17 protein-coding genes are annotated in these 20,349 nt (G+C 38.9%); 5 read left to right on the top strand and 12 right to left on the bottom strand.

Annotated features, from left to right (window positions below; translation table 11 throughout):
- Window positions 1-417 precede the first annotated feature (417 nt).
- From ELX58_RS01625 to ELX58_RS01600, 6 genes are all read right to left on the bottom strand, one after another.
- Window positions 418-2,472 carry an LTA synthase family protein gene (locus tag ELX58_RS01625; RefSeq protein WP_133441427.1) on the bottom strand — a complete coding sequence of 685 codons (2,055 nt, stop codon included), beginning with the start codon at window positions 2,470-2,472 and terminating at the stop codon, window positions 418-420.
- Between the two features lie 26 nt (window positions 2,473-2,498).
- On the bottom strand, window positions 2,499-3,512 hold the full coding sequence (locus tag ELX58_RS01620; protein WP_133441426.1) for a lysylphosphatidylglycerol synthase transmembrane domain-containing protein: 1,014 nt from the start codon (window positions 3,510-3,512) through the stop codon (window positions 2,499-2,501).
- Between the two features lie 3 nt (window positions 3,513-3,515).
- Window positions 3,516-4,538 carry a glycosyltransferase family 4 protein gene (locus tag ELX58_RS01615; RefSeq protein WP_133441425.1) on the bottom strand — a complete coding sequence of 341 codons (1,023 nt, stop codon included), beginning with the start codon at window positions 4,536-4,538 and terminating at the stop codon, window positions 3,516-3,518.
- Between the two features lie 23 nt (window positions 4,539-4,561).
- Window positions 4,562-5,728, bottom strand: a complete 1,167-nt coding sequence (locus tag ELX58_RS01610; RefSeq protein WP_133442550.1) for a glycosyltransferase family 4 protein — start codon at window positions 5,726-5,728, stop codon at window positions 4,562-4,564.
- A gap of 119 nt (window positions 5,729-5,847) precedes the next feature.
- The gene (gene ptsP, locus ELX58_RS01605; RefSeq protein WP_133441424.1) at window positions 5,848-7,602 is read right to left on the bottom strand and encodes a phosphoenolpyruvate--protein phosphotransferase; all 1,755 of its coding nucleotides are present in this window, start codon (window positions 7,600-7,602) and stop codon (window positions 5,848-5,850) included.
- A 2-nt stretch (window positions 7,603-7,604) separates the two neighbouring features.
- Entirely contained in the window at window positions 7,605-7,871 is a 267-nt protein-coding gene (locus ELX58_RS01600) for a phosphocarrier protein HPr (RefSeq protein ID WP_133441423.1), read from the bottom strand.
- Window positions 7,872-8,184: 313 nt separating this feature from the next.
- Between ELX58_RS01600 and ELX58_RS01595 the strand changes: the two genes are divergently transcribed.
- Window positions 8,185-10,425 (top strand): ATP-dependent Clp protease ATP-binding subunit, encoded by a 2,241-nt coding sequence (locus ELX58_RS01595; RefSeq protein ID WP_133441422.1) that lies wholly within the window; start codon window positions 8,185-8,187, stop codon window positions 10,423-10,425.
- A 75-nt stretch (window positions 10,426-10,500) separates the two neighbouring features.
- Here the strand turns inward: ELX58_RS01595 and ELX58_RS01590 are convergent, their stop codons facing one another.
- The 4 genes from ELX58_RS01590 to ELX58_RS01575 all read right to left on the bottom strand — a co-directional run bounded on the left by ELX58_RS01590 (window position 10,501) and on the right by ELX58_RS01575 (window position 15,209).
- Window positions 10,501-11,925 carry a C69 family dipeptidase gene (locus ELX58_RS01590; RefSeq protein ID WP_133441421.1) on the bottom strand — a complete coding sequence of 475 codons (1,425 nt, stop codon included), beginning with the start codon at window positions 11,923-11,925 and terminating at the stop codon, window positions 10,501-10,503.
- A 14-nt stretch (window positions 11,926-11,939) separates the two neighbouring features.
- Window positions 11,940-13,526 (bottom strand): peptide chain release factor 3, encoded by a 1,587-nt coding sequence (locus ELX58_RS01585; RefSeq protein WP_133441420.1) that lies wholly within the window; start codon window positions 13,524-13,526, stop codon window positions 11,940-11,942.
- A gap of 88 nt (window positions 13,527-13,614) precedes the next feature.
- Complete coding sequence (gene tagD, locus ELX58_RS01580) at window positions 13,615-14,028, bottom strand: glycerol-3-phosphate cytidylyltransferase (RefSeq protein WP_133441419.1); 414 nt, start codon at window positions 14,026-14,028, stop codon at window positions 13,615-13,617.
- Window positions 14,029-14,093: 65 nt separating this feature from the next.
- Window positions 14,094-15,209: an AI-2E family transporter gene (locus tag ELX58_RS01575; RefSeq protein WP_133441418.1), complete on the bottom strand. Its 1,116-nt coding sequence runs from the start codon at window positions 15,207-15,209 to the stop codon at window positions 14,094-14,096.
- Window positions 15,210-15,314: 105 nt separating this feature from the next.
- On the opposite strand from ELX58_RS01575, the gene ELX58_RS01570 reads away from it, so the two are divergent.
- Complete coding sequence (locus tag ELX58_RS01570) at window positions 15,315-15,770, top strand: flavodoxin (RefSeq protein WP_133441417.1); 456 nt, start codon at window positions 15,315-15,317, stop codon at window positions 15,768-15,770.
- 47 nt (window positions 15,771-15,817) lie between these two features.
- Here the strand turns inward: ELX58_RS01570 and ELX58_RS01565 are convergent, their stop codons facing one another.
- Together ELX58_RS01565 and wecB are read right to left on the bottom strand one after the other, a co-directional pair.
- Complete coding sequence (locus tag ELX58_RS01565; RefSeq protein ID WP_162614586.1) at window positions 15,818-16,669, bottom strand: YihY/virulence factor BrkB family protein; 852 nt, start codon at window positions 16,667-16,669, stop codon at window positions 15,818-15,820.
- A gap of 10 nt (window positions 16,670-16,679) precedes the next feature.
- Window positions 16,680-17,804: a non-hydrolyzing UDP-N-acetylglucosamine 2-epimerase gene (wecB, locus tag ELX58_RS01560; RefSeq protein ID WP_133441415.1), complete on the bottom strand. Its 1,125-nt coding sequence runs from the start codon at window positions 17,802-17,804 to the stop codon at window positions 16,680-16,682.
- A 157-nt stretch (window positions 17,805-17,961) separates the two neighbouring features.
- On the opposite strand from wecB, the gene ELX58_RS01555 reads away from it, so the two are divergent.
- From ELX58_RS01555 to rbsU, 3 genes are read left to right on the top strand one after another with little or no spacing between them, the layout of a single operon-like run.
- Complete coding sequence (locus tag ELX58_RS01555; RefSeq protein WP_133441414.1) at window positions 17,962-18,900, top strand: glycosyltransferase family 2 protein; 939 nt, start codon at window positions 17,962-17,964, stop codon at window positions 18,898-18,900.
- A 10-nt stretch (window positions 18,901-18,910) separates the two neighbouring features.
- Window positions 18,911-19,408: a GtrA family protein gene (locus tag ELX58_RS01550; protein WP_133441413.1), complete on the top strand. Its 498-nt coding sequence runs from the start codon at window positions 18,911-18,913 to the stop codon at window positions 19,406-19,408.
- Window positions 19,409-19,436: 28 nt separating this feature from the next.
- A complete protein-coding gene (gene rbsU / locus ELX58_RS01545) occupies window positions 19,437-20,315 on the top strand; it encodes a ribose/proton symporter RbsU (RefSeq protein ID WP_133441412.1) in 879 nt (292 codons plus the stop codon).
- Window positions 20,316-20,349 lie beyond the last annotated feature (34 nt).

The raw sequence follows: 20,349 nt of genomic DNA, 5'->3' as shown, positions 1-20,349 counted from the left end.
TAACATAAGAACTTAATTACAAGCTCTTAAGATTAAATTACTAGTTTAGTTGTACGAACGAATTTATTAAAAACGCACGTAAAGTTAAAAATCTCATTATAAAATAACGAGACCACTTGCACTTGTGATGTCAAAATCTTGTTCAGTTTTCAAAGACCTACAATTACTAGCCACATGAGCTCTCGCTCACGTGACAATTATTAATATATCACTCACGTGAAATATTGTCAAGCAGCATTTTAAATCTTTTAATTAAGATCAATAATTAATTGAGATAACTACTCGTTGCTCTCACGCGACGACAATTAATAATATAGTCTTTAGTACGATAAATGTCAATCAGTTTTTCAATATTTATAAAAAAAGATCGAAACCTTTTCAGATTTCGATCCTTATAATTAAATATTAAGTCTATACTTACTTCAATTCGGGGGCATCAGTATCATAAGTAATCGAGTGACCATGATTCTTATCGATCAAGCTCGTATGCTTCTTATGATTAGCCTCTTTTAGCTTCTTAAGACCGTAACTAGGCTTATAGTTATAATCCTTCTTATTGACCTTCTTAAAGCCCTTAGGCTTGTAAAATCTTAACAAGTCACCATAAATAACTTGATCAGATAGTGATAATTCTTCATCGACGTAATGACGATCAGCTTTAATCTCTTTCTCTTGTTGAGCATTCGGCTTAATCTTCTTACCAGTCTTGGTTAAGTAGACATCACTACCCATCACGGTAAATTTAGGTGTTACAAAATTACCATTTCTAAAGGCAACGATCTGATTACGGTGATTAGATAACAAATCATTACCGAACTGAACGGTATTGTTATCCTTATAGCCTAACAAATGCATTAACGTTGGCAGAACATCAATTTCACCACCGTAAGTATGATCAATCTTACCCTGTAAGCCACGGTAATTAATCATAAACGGTACCTTCTGGAACTGGGCTAGATCATAACTATTGATGTTACTCTTATGAAGCAACTGAGCAATTGCTGGACGATGGTTATTAGAAATCCCGTAATGATCACCATAGGCAACCACGACACTATTCTTGTCTAAACCAGTCTTATGCAAGTAATGTAAGAATTCACCAAAGGCCTGATCTAGATAATGAGCCGTCTGAACATATGGATCAACAGTCTTATCACCAGTCTTAGTAGCTGGGAAACTTCGGTTCTGCTTATCCAATAAGTATGGATAATGGTTAGTCAACGTAATTAACTTAGCGTAGAACGGTTGTGGCAATCTCTGGATATACTTAGATGCATCCTTAAAGAAGATCTTATCTTTCAAACCATAACCAACGTTATACGATGGTTTTTCTTTGTAGTACTTAGAATCAAAGAAGTATTGATAGCCCCATGACTTATAAGTATTATCTCGGTTCCAGAAACTAGGTACATCCCCATGTAATGCTGCAGTGGAATAGCCATGCTGATCTAAGAATGCTGGAGCAGCTTGGTACGTGTTTTGAGTACCATAGGTAACCATTGCAGATCCTTGTGGTAGACCAAATAATGAATTTTCCAACATCATTTCGGCATCAGACGTCTTACCTTGTGATACTTGATGATAGAAATTATCAAAGGCAATCGTATGATCATTATGATAGAACTTATCAATATTCGGCGTTACTAATCGGCCGTGAACACGATAATTAATTAAGAACTGCTGGAAACTTTCTAAATGAATGATAAAGACGTTCTTGCCTTTGGCTTTACCATAATATTGAATATTAGGTTTAGTACGGTGCTGGTTAATGAATTTCAAAACCTTTTTAATATCCTTAGGCTTAGCTTTGGTACGGGTCGCACTTTCTTTATGCGTCTGATAAGCATTAAAAGCTGCGTATTCATTGAAGCCCAAGTACTTAACGATATAGTTGTTATCAAAAGTTCTGGTTAATAATCCGGATCGGTTAGCGTTTGACATCCCAAATTCAGCAAACATCAAGACCAACGATACAACCGTCATCGCAAAAGCGTTTCGCTTACTAAACTTACGATGATCGACCTTAATAATCTTAAACAATAACAGCAGAATTAAGATCAGGACATCCAGAAATACTAAGAAATCTGATGGATGCATAATACTGGATAAACTTTTACTTAAGTTATTACCAGCGGCACCGGAACCCTTAATGATCCCAACTGACAAAAAGTCTGAAAATTCACGGTAATACAGGATATTGGCAAAGATCCATATTGACTCCAAAGCGTCGATAATAATCATTAGCCAATACGATAGATTACCGTTAAAATACAAAGCAATTCCAAAAATAAGCAATGCTGCAGGCACCGGATTAATCAGCAGTAAGAACTGTTGCACACCACCCTTGGCACCTAGAGTAAAGTAGGTCCTATAAGCATAATAGATCTTGATCCAAAACAGTAAGATGACTAACAAAAAAAAGCCAAATTTAGTGTTAAGGAAGTCCCTACACTTTTTAAGATGACTTGACATTACATTTATGCCTCCACATAAAGAATTTATGATTTGATTCTATTTGGCTTTAAAAATAAAGCAATCGCCCCTAGAAACATCCCGAGGTAATAAGTCAGTAACCGCCAAATAACCATGGCAAGCAACAACTTACTTGAACTGGTGATATAGCTCTTGAACAACGTTTCAAAACTATATTCGGCTCCACCGGAACCGCCAGGGATTGGAAATAAAGAAATAATCATCAGAATTAAAACGTGTAAACTAACGATCATCACAATATTAATCTTAGAATAACCTAAGCCTAGCATAATAAAATAAGGGATTAAATAGTAAAAGAACAACTGAAAAAACGTAACGATAATTAATTTAACCAGCAGTTTACGATGATGAGCGATCCGCATACTTTCTGCATAAAAAGTATCAATTTTAATCGCAAGGGTTTGCTTCATTTTAGAATAACGTTTTTCACGCATGAACCATTTTAGCGGTTTGATCACGATTGACATCAATTTCTTAGTGAACGCGTGCCAGTACATGATCATTAGTAATGACACGATCACGAACAAATGAATCATGAACCCAAAGATCACGAATAATGACAGGTAGCTCATCTTTTCAGCGATGTAATTAAAACCGATGATCAAGCTGATCAAGAAATTGATCACGATCATGGCTTGGAAAACGATGAACTTCATTAACAATGCTGAACTGGCACGACCACCATCGACACCCGTCTGAAGCATTATAAATAGCTGAGCCGGCTGACCACCAGTCGAAAACGGTGTAATCCCGTTGAACAATTGCTCAACCAGTGGAACTCGTAAGGCATCTTTAAATGAGAAGCCACGGGTCTGATCGTTCATCAAAATCTTAGTGACCACACCTTCTAAGCCCAAATACAACAGGACACAAAGCGTAGCTACAGCGATCCACCACCAATTTAAATTATCGAAATCGTTAATCAGAAATTTAACGTTAACGTCCCTTAATAAGTAAGCGAAGATTAAAACGCCTAATAATATGACGCCAATAAAGGATATAACGTTTCGCCTTGGCATTCATCAGGACTTCTTTGCTTGTTCTTGATAAAATCGATACCAGATTTTAGCTAATCGATCTTCAGAATAATAATCAGCAATTTTTAATGATTTGGCTCGAAGTTGCTTTTGTAAATCTTGACTATTAACAATTTTTTCTAGTTCTTTTGATAATTCTGAGAAATTATTAAAAGATGCATAACTATCTTTAAAGATATTTTTATACAAATCTAAATTACGTAATAGAACCGGAATTCCACACGAAAATGCTTCCATTACGGACATCGGGAATAATTCATTGTAGGACGGCAACAGGAATAGATCGGCCATGTTGTAGTATTCGGCCATTTTACTCCGATCGACAATTCCTGGAAACGCAACGTTCTTGGGTGGATTATCCACGATCTGTTTTAATTGTGGGTAGCCGTCGGTAATCTTACCAAATGAAAAGCCGCCAACCCAGATAAATTGATATTGGGGATACTTTTTAGCTAATTTAACAAAATCCATAACGCCCTTTCGCGTTTGGATCTGTCCCGTTCCAATCACCGTAAATCGATCAACGTCATAACGATATTTGATCCGTAACGCTCTTTTGACATCTTTATCAACCGGATAAAATTCATGCCGACTAACAAAATTTGGAATATACGTGATCTTTTTCTTCGGGATTCCGTAAGCCATCAATTTAGGAATGAATGCCGGATTAACCACCACCAGCTGATCCATTCGTTTGTAAAAAGCAATTACGTATCGATAAAAAATTGCTTTGACCCATTTCGGCATTTTTAAGCTTTGGTCCAGAGTCTCTGGTAAAAAGTGGACCATGCCAACCTTACGACCACGGCGCTTTGAAAATGTTGAAAGGTAATAAGGAAAATTAATGGTGTGGTAGTGGCTCACATCGGCCTTACGATAATGGTTAACATCGATTTTAAGCTTTGACTGAAAATGCCGATGAAGCATTGCCATTAATTCATCGTAAACACTGCCAACACCTTGACCTTTCACGGTATCAGCCTGCGAAAACATTTCAATTTTTAACATAGTAGCTCCCCTATATTTAAATCCTAGCTATCTAGTTGTTGCTCAAAACGCAATTGGCAACTATGGTAAAAAGCAACTACTTTCTTCTCAAAATTAGATGAAGAAATTTCGTTTAACTTTAATTTTCTTAACTCTGAATTCTTTAATTGATATTGGTCACCATGCTTTAAGTAGGTAACCACATCATGAACATATTCCGGAATGGTCGTGAACGTCATCCCTAAAGATTTATGATCCAAAAGATCCTTTGTATAGGCGCTCTTGTAGACCACGACCTTTACTCCGGCGGCCATCGCTTCAATGTAAGTCAACCCCTGCGACTCTGAATTAGATGTCGATACAAAGACATTTGCCATATGATAATACTGGTTAACGTAATCATTGTTAACTTCCCCAACAAAATAAACGTGATTTGTAATGTGAAGTCGATGAACCTGAGCAATCAAATGCTGCTTTGATGGCCCATCACCAACGATGACTAATCGAACGTCCGGGACCTGCTTAATAATCTTTGGCATCGCAGCAATCAACGGTCCCATGTTCTTTTCATAAGCTAATCTACTCACCGATAGCATTACCGGAGTATCTTTAGTAAAGCCAAATTGGGGACGTAAATCCTTGTACTTTGGGCAATCATAATGTGAAACGTTAATTCCGGTTGGGATCACCCGAATTGGGCTCTTCACGCCATAAGAAGTTAACTTATCAAGAACTCGCTTACTGGGTGCGATCACACCGTTCATATGATGACAAAAAGCTAAGGTTCCTTCCTTAACGTGAATCGGTTTTAACAATTTGCCGTTAGCCACATAGTGCAGATAATCTTCGTACATCGTGTGGTAAGTATGGATACACGGAATCTTTAGTTTCTTGGCAACGAATCGACCAATAATGCCCATCGAGAATTCCGTTTGGGTATGAACAATATCTAAATTTAAGCGCTTGGCAATTCGGTAAGCCTGAAAAAGGCCTCGAATCGCAATTCGACGATCAGAAAACGAAATAAACGGAATACTTGAAAATCTGAAGATGTTCCGTTCATATAAGCCTTTAGCAACATGTGGATCAGTCGTCGTAAAAATGTAGACTTGGTGACCATGCGCCCTGAGCTGTTCCGTTAATGTCTTAATCGAAGTGGCAACACCACTAACTTGTGGAAAATAAGTATCAGTAAAAATTCCAATATTAATGGTCATTACCGCCTTTCATTAATAAAATCAATAAATATAGTCATTTTAAATTATAATCCTTAAGAAACTAAAGAAAAAGAGGCCTACCGGGTAGGTCCCCTTTCTACAATATCTAATCTTTAATGACGATTTCTTAGCTTAGCAATCGAACTATGAACTAGACGAATAACGTCGATTTCACTACTTGCAGATTTAACGATCTTGTTAACTAATCGGCGCATGGCTTTTGCATTCAAATTCTTGATCAAGGATCGTGAACGCAGAATTGACATGCTGCTCATCGACAGTTCATTAACGCCCATGCCTAATAATAATGGGATGGCAACCGAACTAGCCGCCATCTCACCACAGACACAAGCCTTAACGTTATTTTGATGGCAACAGTCAACGATATATTTAATCATTCTAATCACTGACGGATCAAACGGCAAATAAAGATTTGCTACTAAACTATTGCCACGGTCAGCGGCCATCATAAATTGAATTAAATCGTTAGTTCCAATATTAATTGGGTTAGCAATCTTAGCAAACTTATCAGCTAACATCGCAGCCGCAGGTGTTTCAATCATGGTCCCAACGTGAATGTGACCAATCTTATAACCCTTTTTAACTAAGGAATGTCTGACTTCTTCATAAATTTCCTTGGCGTCTTTAAATTCTTGAATCGTAGAAACTAACGGAAAAATGATTGAAACATTGCCATATCTAGACGCTCTAATCAACGCTCTTAATTGAGTTTCAAAAATATCTAAATGATCAAGGCAAAATCGAATCCCTCGATAACCTAAGAATGGATTATGTTCATGTGGCAACTTCATATAAGGTAACGTTTTGTCCCCACCAATATCCAAAGTTCTAAAGGTTACTGGTTTACCGTGCATTGATTTAACGATGTATCGGTAGGCCCTGAATTGTTCTTCTTCGGTTGGTAAATGAGTGGCGTTCATGAACAGAAATTCGGTTCGGTATAAACCAATTCCTTCAGCACCGATACTGATTGCAGAACTAACGTCTCGCAAATTATTGATGTTAGCCGCGATCTGTAACGGAAAACCATCTTTGGAAACGGTGGGTCGCTTCTTTAAATTCTTTAACTTTTTAAGCTGTGACCAGTACTTTTTGATTCCGGCTTCATATTTTTTGATTTGTTTAGGGGTTGGGTTGATCATAACGGTACCGTTCGACCCGTCAACAGCTAAGACATCATTATTCTTAACCATTGACGTGATCGTATGCATCCCTACGATTGCAGGAATCTTTAAATTTCTGGCCATGATTGCGGAATGGGCCGTTTTTCCACCTAGATCAGCAACGGCGCCTCTGACGTATTTTGTGTTTAATTGAGCCAAATCACTAGGTACTAAGTCATGGGTCACTAAAATTACCGGTCGGTGAATTAAAGCTAAATTGGGTAGTCCATGGCCCAATAAATGACTTAAGATCCGGTTCGTTACGTCACGAATAAAATTAATCTTAATCTTGACCGTTTTCTTAACTACATGATTATTCTGATCCTGATTTTGATGAATCAACAATTGAATCATGTTTTTAGAAATGGTGCTCAAAGCCCATTCAGCATTCAATTTATCGTACTGAATCTGTCTTTTTACCGCATCGGTAAACTTGTTATTAGTTAAAATATCGATATGTGACTGAAAGATGTGAGCATTTTGATTCCCGAGGTTACTTAAGACGTTTGCTTTAATGATCTTCAAATCATGAAGCGATTCTTTTAAGGCTTTAATGAACCGCTGAGTTTCGCCATCGGTATCAGTAATCTTTACCTTTTTAAAAGATAAATTGGGAGTAGTGATCTTATAGGCCTTTGCAACCGCAATTCCGTTACTGGCGGAAATGCCTGCCAAACGTTTCATAATTAATCAGACAAGCCTTCCTTTTTCATGGCCTGGCTAATGTCTTTAATTGCAGCGTCTTCATCTTTACCATTCGCACTGACGGTAATTTCTGCGCCTTGCCCTACTCCTAATGACATGACGCCCATGATGGACTTTAAATTAACTGATTTATGGTCATACGTAAGGGTTATTTTTGAATCATACTTAGTAGCAGTTTGAACTAATAAAGTTGCGGGTCTAGCGTGAATACCCGTTTCAGCAACGATCTTAAATTTACGTGTTTCCATAATTATTTTTCTCCCCATTAGTATGTATATAAAACGAATTCGATATTTATGAATAACTTAAAGGATTTATAACTATTATATCATAAGTTTTATTTGCAGCGGAAATGTTGCCATATGATCTAAACAAATTACTTGAATGATCTCATGCAAGTGGTATTCTAATTCTGAAAGGTCAATATTGGTCAAACAATATAATTACATCAAGATAAACGGTGTTTTTGGCCTTTATCCCGTTGATTAGGTATAATGAATAGTAATTAGAGAAACTATCATGAATATTTAATAGTTTATAATAAAAGAAGGGAAACAAGCGATGCTTTGTCAAAATTGTCATAAAAATCGAGCAACCATCCATCTTTACGTAAACGTAAATGGACAAAAGCGTCGAATCGATTTATGTCAAAATTGCTATCGACTTTTAACCCATCGTAAAAATAATTTGAACGACAGATACGGAGGTGCTAACGATATGGCACAAGATCCATTCGGATTTGGTAATTTAGATAATATCTTCCGTGCTATGCAAGGTGGCGGAAACCCTAACGGTAGTTTCGGCTTCAACCAAGTACCACCGAGCCAGAATGGCGGATCTCAAAACAATAACAATCAGAATAACCGTGGTGGCAACAGTCGCCTCAACAAGAACGGTATCTTAGCCCGCTACGGTGTCAACATGACTGAATTAGCCCGTGAAGGTAAGATTGATCCAGTCATCGGTCGTGATAAAGAAATTTCGCGTGTAATCGAAATTTTGAACCGCCGTCGTAAGAACAACCCGGTCTTAATTGGTGAAGCCGGTGTTGGTAAAACCACGGTTGTTGAAGGTTTAGCCTTACGGATTGCTTCTGGCAATGTCCCAGCTAAATTAATGCATAAGCAGATTATTCGTCTAGACGTTGTATCCCTAGTTCAAGGAACTGGAATTCGTGGTCAGTTCGAACACCGGATGCAGCAAATTATTGATGAAGTCAAGGCTAATCCAGATATTATCCTCTTCATTGATGAAATTCATGAAATCATGGGCGCTGGTAACGCTCAAGGCGGTATGGATGCTGGTAACATCTTAAAGCCAGCATTAGCTCGTGGCAGTTTCCAGTTAATTGGTGCCACTACCGTTAAAGAATACCGAGACATCGAAAAGGATGCCGCATTAGCTCGTCGTTTCCAGACCGTCATGGTCAACGAACCATCCCCTAAGGAAGCCATCAAGATTCTTAAAGGGATTCAGAAGAAATACGAAGATTACCACCACGTTCACTACACGGATAAAGCTATTAAGGCTGCGGTTCTTTTATCAGATCGTTATATCCAGGGTCGTTACCTACCGGATAAGGCCATCGACCTATTAGATGAATCTGGTTCAAGAAAGAACTTAACCATTAACGTGGCTGATCCACAAACGATTGATAAACACATCCAAGCTGATGAAAAAGACAAGCAAACGGCTTTGAAGAAAGAAGACTACGAAAAAGCAGCCTACTATCGTGATCAAATCCGCAAGCTTGATCAAAGTAAGAAGAACGGCAGCGTCAAGAACCAGAAAGTTCCTGAAGTTACCAGTCATGATATGGAACAGATCGTTGAAGAAATCACGGGTATCCCCGTTGGTAAACTTCAGCGTAAACAGGAAGAACAGCTTAAAGATCTTGCCCCTGACTTAAAGAAACACATCATCGGTCAAGACAAAGCTGTTGATGACGTCGCTCAAGCCATTAAGCGTAACCGAATCGGCTTTAACGGCTCCGGTCGTCCAATTGGTTCGTTCTTGTTCGTTGGTACCACCGGTGTTGGTAAGACTGAATTAGCTAAACAATTGGCTAAAGAACTCTTTGGTTCTGAAAACGCCATGATCCGATTTGATATGTCAGAATACCGTGACCCACAGTCAATTTCGAAATTAATTGGTTCTGCCCCAGGTTACGTTGGTTATGAACAAGCTGGTCAGTTAACCGAAAAGGTTCGTCATCATCCATACAGCTTGATCCTGTTAGATGAAGTTGAAAAAGCTAATCCTGCTGTTCTTAACATGTTCTTGCAAGTAATGGATGATGGTCGTTTAACCGATTCACATGGCCAGACGGTTTCATTCAAGGATACCGTTATCATTATGACTAGTAATGCCGGAACTGGTGACTCTGCTAATAACATTGGTTTCAACGCCACGGCTAACAACACAACTCATGATGTGATTGGTCATCTTACTGATTACTTTAAGCCTGAATTCTTGAATCGTTTTGATGGCATCATTCAGTTCAACCCATTGAGTAAGAAAGACTTAATCAAGATCGTTGGCTTAATGCTTGATAAAGTTAACACCATGATTAAACCTCATGGCTTCCACATCCACGTAACTAAGGCTGCCCAGAAGAAATTAGTTGACTTAGGTTACAATCCAGCCATGGGTGCCCGTCCGCTTCGTCGAGTTATCCAGGAACAGATCGAAGATAAGGTTGCTGATTACTACTTAGATCATCAGGGAACTACTGATTTAACTGCTGATGTAAATAGTAAGAAGCAAATCTACGTTCGACCCACTAAATCAGTCGTTAAGTAAATCCAAATCTTAAGATAACAAAAAGCGCTTGTGATTATTAAATCACAAGCGCTTTTATTTTTACTTAATTAAAGATTATAAATTCTTATCCATATCGTAGGTCAACTTCGATAGCGTTAAGCCTTCAGCCATCAAATGATGACAGAATTTAACCGTTGACTTACGCATTTCAGCAACAATCTTATGATTTTGCTTAGTTAAGTAATCGGTTAATTTAGCGCCGGATAAATCCTTTGAATCTTTAATGGCACCGTTCACATGTTCACGGAACTTCTGATGAACTGAAATTAAGAAATCAGCATCTTCCGGTGAAAACTGTGGATAGTGAGATTCAACTAACATGGATAATTTACGATACATCCAGTAAGCACTCTTATCATCCAAGTGTAACGGTGTGTGGGCATAGGATGGATCCGTATCATTAGCGTTGGCAAAGAACGGAACGTATGGACTAAATGCTGGAACACCAAAGCATAACCACATAACTGCGGAACGGTCACTTGGAACGTCGTTTCTAATCTGTAAAACATGTGAATTCTGAGTTCGGTTCATAGCAATCGGACGGAACTTTAATTTCAAGTTCTTAGGACCCTTGCCTAATGGATCGTATGGAGTTTCGTTATAGTGAGAACCTAAAATCCGTTCAATATCTTCAACACTAATCTTGTGGGTAGTGTGACAAATAAACGGTAAATCACCGGAAACTGGTGACTGTTTGATTTCAGGATTTAATAAATGCTGACCATACCATACTCGTGGCGTATTGTAGTAACGATCCTGACGGTTAAAGGTTCCAAAAATATGACGGAAGTTAAAACCGGTCTTATCAGGATTCAAATGGTTCTTCTTTACGAATTCACGAATGTTTGGTGACCACATGAAATGATCCGGATCATTAAAATTAACCTGCTGAATAGCAACTTCATTAGCACAGACTGCGTAAGCATCATCTGGGATCCGTTCAGCGACCCACTGATGACCAGTTACGATTTCCATGTACCAGACTTCGTCTTTATCACCAAATAAGACACCGTTACCTTCGGGTGAACCATACTTCTTGATTAACTTACCAAGGTATTTAACACCATCTTTAGCGGAGCTGATATAAGGTAAAACCATGGATTGTAATGAATCTTCAGCCAAACCATTCTTAACCCAAGGATCACAAGCTAAGGCCTTTTCATTACCATACACACTTTCGGTCGCACTCATGGCAACGTTCTTCTGGTTAAAGCCACTTTCAGCGAAGACACCTTCGTGCTTAACATCAGCGTTTGGCGTCAACATGTAACGTTGAGCCTTTTTTGGATACGGGGCTTTAAAACCGTTTTGGTTAGATACCCACGTACCATGTTGATGATCGTTAGCAGGCTTTACGAAAAAGCGCTGCGGGGTTAACGGTAAAAAGGTATCATCGTTTCGGGCGATCATAGTTGAGCCGTCAATTGAAGCGTCTTTACCAACCATGACACTGGTACAGGCAGTTAAATGATTCTTCATAAAATTATCTCCTTTTATAGCTTACTGGTTAACTTAACGTCTGGATACTTATTCTGGAACCAACGCATGGCAAAGTCATTATCGAACAGGAATAACGGCTTCCCCTTCTGATCCTTTACCAATAAGTTTCTAGATGACGACATCCGAGGATTAATCTGCTTAGGGTCAACCCAACGAGCGGTCTTGTGACCCATTCGTTGTAAATTAATGTCAGAATGGTATTCATTCTTCATTCGGAACTGGAAGACCTGGAACTGTAAATCACCAACGGCACCTAAAATATAGGCGTGGGTTGAAGAATCACGGAATAACTGAACCGCACCTTCTTGAACCAGTTGATGAATTCCCTTGTAGAAGGTCTTCTGTTTCATAACGTTTTTAGCACTGACTCTAGCAAATAATTCTGGTGTAAATTGAGGTAACTTAGGGAACTTAACATCCTTCTTACCCGTGTAAATCGTATCACCAATCTGTAAATTACCGGTATCATATAGGCCGATAATATCACCAGCAACGGCTAAGTTAATGTTTTCTCGAGTGTTCGCAATGAATTCAGTAACGTTATTCAGACGCATTTGACGCTGGGTTCGTTGTAAAGTAACCGTCATTCCTTTAACAAATTTACCTGAGCAAATTCGAACGAAGGCAATTCGGTCACGATGATGTGGATTTAAATTAGCCTGGATCTTAAAGACAAAACCGGTGAACTGTGGATTAGTCGGAATGACTTCACTCTTATGTGAGTTGATCATGGCTTCATGCGGTTCCGGTTTTGGTGCAAAGTCTAAGTAACCATCTAAAAAGGTCTTAACTCCAAAGTCCTTTAATGCAGAACCAAAGAAAACTGGTGTCTGTTTACCATGAAGGATCTTGTCTTCACTAAACTGGTTCCCAGCTTCGTTGATTAACTGCATACTGTCTTTAGCTTCTTTGTACATCCCAGTTTTGGTAATCGGTGTCGGTTTGATTGGGTCACCATTTTTACCTAACGGAATGTATGTCCGATCCTTAGCTTTATTCGCATAGGTCGTTAACCGATGGTTATATCGATCATATAAGCCCTGTAAGATTCGGCCAGAACCAATCGGCCAGTTCATTGGATAGGCTTCGATGCCTAAGACATCTTCTAGCTGACCAATTAAATCCATTGGATCTCTAGTATCACGATCGATCTTGTTCATGAACGTGAAGATCGGGATTCCACGCATACTACAGATCTTAAATAATTTTTTAGTCTGTGCTTCGATCCCTTTTGCAGAATCAATTACCATGACGGCAGAATCAACAGCCATTAACGTTCGGTACGTATCTTCAGAAAAGTCCTGATGTCCTGGCGTATCCAAGAGGTTGATTCGTTTGCCACCGTAATCAAATTGCATTACTGAACTGGTAACTGAGATTCCACGTTTCTTTTCGATCGGCATCCAATCTGATTTAGCATAATGACCAGTTTTACGAGCCTTAACGGATCCAGCCTGATGAACGACACCACCAAAGAGTAATAGGTTTTCAGTAATGGTCGTTTTACCAGCATCTGGATGCGAAATGATCGCAAATGTCCGTCGCTTATTAATGCTTGAACTTAGGCTAGGTTTCTTCATACTGTTTGTTTAGTCCCTTCATTTTCGAATTAGTATCAATTAATACACGAAAAGCCCCTAGTACTTAACTACTAGAGGCCATAACATTTTATTTGGTTTTCCACACGTTCGGGTTCGTTAAGCCTAGATCATGTTTAATTTTACTAGTTGAAATTCCTTTGGTTCGAGGTAGATAAATGACTTTACAATATTTCTTTAAGAAGTCGAATTTACCTTTCCAGTCACTGCCCATGACGAAAATATCTGCATGATATTTCTTAACGTCGTGAATCTTCTGGCCCCAATCCTTTTCAGGAATTACTTTGTCTACGTATTCGATAGCATCTAAGACATACTTTCGATCTTTATATGGTGTGTAGGCTCGTTTGCCTTTCACGGCATTAAATTCATCAGTCGAAAGGCCAACGATTAAATAATCACCTAATGCTCTAGCTCGTTTTAGTAAACGAACGTGTCCATAATGTAAAAGATCAAAAGTTCCGTAAGTAATTACGGTCTTCATAATTAATCACCTGATTCGTAATTTAATATCGATAATTTGATTTTAGTTAATTCGCGTGTTTTTCATTAATTTTTAGTCGATTTGGTCCTACCAATGAGCCAAATGGTATAAATATATTGTACAACAGTTTTTACTACTGCATATAGGGGTATGGCTAAAATCATCCCTATTAATCCTGCAATGTGTCCAGCGGCCAACAAGATAATGATGATCGTCAACGGATGGATCTGAAGGGTCTTACCAATCACGTTGGGATAGATGAGATTCCCGTCAATCTGCTGAACGATAATCACGACAACGATAACCCAAATCACTTGGGTGATGTTAACGGACAACGCAACCATTAACGACGGTGCAATCCCTATATATGGGCCTACATATGGGATGATGTTACAGATCCCAGCAAATAACCCGAGCAGAAACGCATAACGCTGGCCGATCAATAGATAACCAATTGTCGTAAATGTCCCAACGAATAGACATTCGATCATCTGGCCACCGATATATCGGGAAATAGTCTGGCTCATTCGATTTAAGAGTCCCATCACTCGAGAACGATGCCGTTTTGGCACCCATTTTGAAATTGCCGGAGCCAACTTGTCCCCGTCCTTTAGCATGTAGAACAGCATCACCGGTACCGTAATGATGATAATAATAAAATTGGTGGCCATTGAGATGACTCGACCGAGACTCGCCGTGATCCTGCTTAGCAAGCCCTTAATATTACCGGCAACATATTCCTGGATCCGGTGAGTATACTGCTTCATCGGCAGATGACTCATCCAACCGTGTTTGGATAGATGATCCATCAGGCCTTCAGTTTCTTTAGTGAAATGAGGAATGTGCTGGATTAGATCACTAATCTGGGCAACTAGATTAGGAACAAACGACGTAATCAAATAATACAAAATGGCAAGAATGCCAATAAAAATCACCGCGACGGCAAAGGTTCGTGATACATGATGATGATGGAATCTAATTTTTATCATCAACTTAACGACCGGATTCAATAGGTAATATAAAGCACCCGCAATAATTACGGGAACGATAATTGATGAAATAAAAACACCAACTGGTGAAAATAAAAACGAAATCTTGGTCCCAATCCAGACGATCAGAAAAACGATTAATATTTCCAGCGACCAAAAAATAACTGGGGCCTTTTTAAATTGACCAAACACTCTCTATCACCCGTTCTTTAATTAATTTAAATCACAATGTTGGTTAATCTTGACGTGTATTTATGCTATAACTAGATTTAGAAATTTCTTGAAAGGAACGATCAAATGTTAAAAGCTCACGTTGTATTCGCAACCATCACTGGACATAACGAAGACGTTGCGGATATCGTAACTGAAGGTCTAGAGGGTCTTGGTGTTCAAACGATCGAAACCGAAATCTCACAAACGGATCCTGAAGAATTCAAGGATGTGGATATTTGTGTAGTCTGTGCTTACACCTACAATGAAGGTCATCTACCTGAAGAAGGCCTTGATTTTTACGAAGATCTGCAAAAGTTAGATCTATCTAAGCAAACGTACGGTGTTGCCGGATCCGGTGATACGTTTTATAAAAATTATTATAACGTAGCTGTCGATAAATTCGACCACGCATTCCAACTGACTAACGCTAAGCATGGTGCCGCGAACGTTAAAATTAACCTGGAACCCGATGCAAAAGACATCAAGACTTTAGATAATTTCTCGAAGCAGTTAGTTAATGTTGCCAAGAAAAATAAATAATATTTAAACATTATCAAATAAAAATCACTAGTCATTAATCAAAATGATTAGTGATTTTTTGTTTCCCGTTCTTTAATCAAACCGTTACGATTAAAGTAATCTTGATTAGTAGCGTTAATGACGGCACCAAATAAAATGATCAGACCAAAAAAATATAACCAGAACATTAAAATGATGAAGCCGCCTAACGCCTGATAGGCACTAAAACTACCTGAAAAATACTTTAAGTACAGGGAAAAGACTTTAGATAGAAGAATTAAACCGATCGTTGCAATCAACGTTCCAAACCAGATGTACCGAAATTTAACCCTAAGTGTTGGGACAAAATAATAGAATGAACAAATTACTGAAAACAAGACGATTAAAACGGTCGGGGCCTGAATTCGGTTGATCATTCTCAAAAGGAATGGTGATCCATGAGCATAACGAACGGCAATCTTGACGATCATCTGATCAAAGATCAGGAAGAACGTCAAGCCAACGATAAAGATGATGAATAAAATCATCCACATTAGGGACCCAATTCGATTCCTGATTACATTAGGCTTATGAACACCGTACGCTAAATTCACGGTTCGCTGAAACGCAGCGATCATCCGGCTAGCTGACCATACGGTAATTAACAAGCCCAAAGATAACTGGGCTTTACCACCGTCACTTAATGCCGAATAAATAACCGGTCGCAACAATTCAAAAATTTTAATGGGCAGTAAAAACCTTAGTGAGTTAATTAAATGACCGTAGCGGACGTTAATGATCTTTAATAAACTACCCAAAATAATTAATAGCGGAAATAACGAAAAAAGGACGTAATATGCCAAGACAACGGCCGAGTCAGAAATATTCGCTTTCTTACAATGATGGCTTAAAAGGATAATCCATTCCCGTATTCTTGGCATAATTGACATGTTACTTATCACCATTAATTTCTTTATAAATTGCTGATAAGATGCGATTAGCGGCCTTTCCATCTCCATAAGGATTCTTAGCGGTACTCATCTTATGATAAGCTTTCGGGTCATCTAGAAGCATTTCCATTCCGGCTTTAACCCGCTTTGGATCGGTACCAACTAATTTCAAAGTCCCAGCCTTAACACCTTCAGGACGTTCAGTCTGATTTCTAAGGACTAATACAGGTTTGCCTAATGATGGGGCTTCTTCTTGAACCCCACCGGAATCCGTCATAATAAAATAGCTTTTAGCACAAATGTTATGGAAATCCACAACGTCCAACGGTGGAATTAAGTGAACTCGATCTACCGAATCAAATTCTTGATGCGCAGCTTTTTGTACGGCTGGACTTAAGTGAACTGGATAAATGACTTCTGTATCGGAATGTTTAGCCAATTCTTGTTTAATGGCCTTAAAGGTTCGAAGCATCGGAACACCCTGGTTTTCACGACGGTGCATCGTTAATAAAATGATCCGGTGCTTATCATCAATTTTATCTAGAACCGCATGATGATAATTAGGATCCACCGTCTTCTTTAAAGCGTCAATTGCGGTATTACCGGTAACATAAATGTGCTTATCACTATGGTGTTCAATCAATAAGTTGTGACGGCTTAAAGGTGTCGGTGCAAAATACACGTCAGCTAACGTATCCGTTAACTGTCGATTCATTTCTTCAGGGTACGGTGAATACTTATTCCAGGTCCGTAAGCCCGCTTCAACGTGACCCAACGGAATCTTATGATAAAAGGCACTGATTGCCGCAGACAATGTTGAAGTCGTGTCACCATGCACCAAGATAATGTCTGGACGATGTTGATCTAAAATCGGGTCCAGCTTATTAATCACGGTCGTGGTGATTTCACTCAATGTTTGGTTTTTACGCATAATATTCAAATTACAATCGGGATGAATATTAAACACGTGCAGGACCTGCTGGAGCATTTCTCGATGCTGGCCCGTTACGACCGTAATGGGATCAAAGCGGTCTGGTTCTTGCTTCATTTTTAAAATAATCGGGGCCATCTTAATGGCTTCTGGACGGGTCCCGAAAATTGTCATAACTTTAATTGGTTCGTTCATATTTAACACCTTTACACCCTTTTTACTTGCTTTAATTATAACAAAATATTTTTATAATTCCGATTTTCAGTTAATAATTAACAATGTGTTATTATTTAGGTACTATTATAAATAAATTCTAATATTAGACATTTGAAATTAAATAAGGAGCTTTGTAATGAAAAAGATTGGTCTAGTAGTTCCATGCTACAACGAAGAACCCTCAATTCGACTCTTTTATAAAACCGTAGAAAAAGTCTTTAAGCAAATGAAAGCTCATGGGATGCATTATGATTATGAATATTTATTCATTAATGATGGGTCCAGTGACAAAACATTACCCATTATAAGGGACCTTCACGCAAAAGATCCGCAGCACGTTCATTATATTTCGTTTGCCCGTAATTTTGGTAAAGAAGCTGCTATGGCCGCCGGCTTTAACAATATTACTGGTGATTACGTCGCTGAAATGGACGTTGACTTACAGGATCCCCCGTCTTTATTACCCAAAATGCTTAAGTACATCCGGGATGACGGTTACGACTGTGTCGGTTGTGTTCAAACATCCCGTAAGCAAGGCCCCATCAGAGCATTCTTATCCAAACACTTCTACGGAATTTTAAACCGGATCTCGTCCGTTAAAATTCAACCTAACGTTCGTGACTTTAGATTAATGACCCGTCAATTCCTTAATACGTTCCTTAAATTAAAGGAACGGAACCGTTTCACCAAGGGATTATTCAGCTGGGTCGGCTTTAAAGTTAAATTCCTTAAATACAAGGGCCGACCAAGAGCTGCTGGTAAATCTGATTGGTCATTACACTCCCTATTTGAATATTCGCTGGAAGCTATTATTGATTTTTCTGACGTCCCGTTAAAAATCGCTACAATCATCGGCGGCTTTTCCTGCTTCTTAGCATTTTTAGGCCTGATCTTCGTTGTCTTAAGAGCCATCTTCTGGGGCGGCGCCGTTGCTGGCTGGCCGTCATTAGTTTCAATTATTCTTCTGATCGGTGGTATCCAGCTCTTCTGTCTAGGAATTATCGGGAAATACATCGGGAAGATCTACCTGGAAGTAAAGCACCGCCCGTTGTACACCATTAAGGAAATGAAGTAAGTAAATCATAATGACAGACCTAATTCATAAACTTATTTTTAACGAGAAAATTGAATATCTATTTTGGGGCGGAATGACGACCCTGGTTTATTTTGTCGCTCGTTTTACGTCAATGGCGATGATGACCAGTGAGATGATTCCGGTTGCAATTGCTCAGACCATTTCAACTGTTTTTGCATTCATCGTGAATAAGTATTTAGTTTTTAACAATAGTAACCAATCAAAAAGTGTTACGGCACAGTTTATTATTTTTTTAATCGGTCGTGGTATTAGCGCCGTTTTCGACTTTTTGCTTACGTCCCTAATGATTACCCATTTTTATGAATTCTTTATCCATATCTTTTTGTTGAACCGAATTAATTACCAAACGTCGCTATTAAAGATGACAATAATTCATAACTTCGTTGGCAACCCGATCCTAATGAATAAAGTCATTTGTGTAATTCTTATTCAAGTCATCATTATCGTAATTAACTACATCGTCTCAAAATATTTTGCCTTTAAATAATAATTAAAATCGCTAAGGAATGATTAATATGAACATTGCTGCGCTTCTGGTTGGCTTAGGTCCCCTATTAGGCTGGGGCTTCTATCCAACCGTTGCTTCCAAATTTGGCGGTAAGCCAACTAACCAAATCTTGGGGTCAACCGTTGGAACCCTAATCTTTGCCATCGTATTTAATATTGTTGATGATATTAGTGTCCCAACTGGCAAAGCCCTAATCTGGTCCATTATTTCCGGATGTGGCTGGGCCTTTGGACAGATCATGTCGTTCAAAGCCTTCCAGTACGTAGGTTCAAGTCGAGTCATGCCGATCACAACCGCATTTCAGTTATTGGCCACTACCCTCTGGGGTGTTTTTGCGTTAGGTGACTGGCCAGGTCTCGCCAATAAAGTATGGGGTATGGTTGCCTTACTCATCATCATTATCGGTGCAGCAATGACCGCTTGGCAGGAACACAAGAGCAAAGCTAACAGTAGTGATATGACCAAAGCCGTTATTTTACTGTTAATAGGTGTGATCGGTTATTGGTTATATTCAGCTGCTCCACAAGCCGCTCACATTGACGGTCAGCACGCATTTATGCCACAGGCTGCCGGAATGGTTTTGCTAGCTTTGATCTATTGTATAAGTCACATGAATAAACAGAACGTTTTTCGTGAACCCGTTACCTATAAACAAATCATCAGTGGCTTCTTCTTTGCCTTTGCAGCATTGACCTATTTAATTTCTGCACAACCGCAGATGAACGGTCTAGCCACTGGATTCGTTCTATCACAAACGTCCGTAATCCTAGCTACTCTTTCAAGTGTCTACGTTTTACATCAAACCAAGACCCGAAAGGAAATGACCGTTACGGTTGTCGGTTTAGTTTTAATCGTTGCGGCAGCATCAGTCACCGTTATGATTTAAATTTATTAATAATAGAAGCAAAAAGAGCCAAATT

The sequence above is a fragment of the Acetilactobacillus jinshanensis genome, assembly GCF_004359375.1.
GTDB classification, from domain to species: Bacteria; Bacillota; Bacilli; order Lactobacillales; family Lactobacillaceae; genus Acetilactobacillus; species Acetilactobacillus jinshanensis.
Note: the sequence above shows the minus strand (reverse complement) of the source record. Positions and strands in the feature narration are given on the sequence as shown.

What these genes read in the sequence shown, in the direction of transcription:
- ELX58_RS01625 (WP_133441427.1), bottom strand. Translation starts at nt 2,472, where the DNA reads ATGTCAAGTCATCTTAAAAAGTGTAGGGACTTCCTTAACACTAAATTT.
- ELX58_RS01620 (WP_133441426.1), bottom strand. Translation starts at nt 3,512, where the DNA reads ATGCCAAGGCGAAACGTTATATCCTTTATTGGCGTCATATTATTAGGC.
- ELX58_RS01615 (WP_133441425.1), bottom strand. Translation starts at nt 4,538, where the DNA reads ATGTTAAAAATTGAAATGTTTTCGCAGGCTGATACCGTGAAAGGTCAA.
- ptsP (WP_133441424.1), bottom strand. Translation starts at nt 7,602, where the DNA reads ATGAAACGTTTGGCAGGCATTTCCGCCAGTAACGGAATTGCGGTTGCA.
- ELX58_RS01600 (WP_133441423.1), bottom strand. Translation starts at nt 7,871, where the DNA reads ATGGAAACACGTAAATTTAAGATCGTTGCTGAAACGGGTATTCACGCT.
- ELX58_RS01595 (WP_133441422.1), top strand. Translation starts at nt 8,185, where the DNA reads ATGCTTTGTCAAAATTGTCATAAAAATCGAGCAACCATCCATCTTTAC.
- ELX58_RS01590 (WP_133441421.1), bottom strand. Translation starts at nt 11,925, where the DNA reads ATGAAGAATCATTTAACTGCCTGTACCAGTGTCATGGTTGGTAAAGAC.
- ELX58_RS01585 (WP_133441420.1), bottom strand. Translation starts at nt 13,526, where the DNA reads ATGAAGAAACCTAGCCTAAGTTCAAGCATTAATAAGCGACGGACATTT.
- tagD (WP_133441419.1), bottom strand. Translation starts at nt 14,028, where the DNA reads ATGAAGACCGTAATTACTTACGGAACTTTTGATCTTTTACATTATGGA.
- ELX58_RS01570 (WP_133441417.1), top strand. Translation starts at nt 15,315, where the DNA reads ATGTTAAAAGCTCACGTTGTATTCGCAACCATCACTGGACATAACGAA.
- ELX58_RS01565 (WP_162614586.1), bottom strand. Translation starts at nt 16,669, where the DNA reads ATGCCAAGAATACGGGAATGGATTATCCTTTTAAGCCATCATTGTAAG.
- wecB (WP_133441415.1), bottom strand. Translation starts at nt 17,804, where the DNA reads ATGAACGAACCAATTAAAGTTATGACAATTTTCGGGACCCGTCCAGAA.
- ELX58_RS01555 (WP_133441414.1), top strand. Translation starts at nt 17,962, where the DNA reads ATGAAAAAGATTGGTCTAGTAGTTCCATGCTACAACGAAGAACCCTCA.
- ELX58_RS01550 (WP_133441413.1), top strand. Translation starts at nt 18,911, where the DNA reads ATGACAGACCTAATTCATAAACTTATTTTTAACGAGAAAATTGAATAT.
- rbsU (WP_133441412.1), top strand. Translation starts at nt 19,437, where the DNA reads ATGAACATTGCTGCGCTTCTGGTTGGCTTAGGTCCCCTATTAGGCTGG.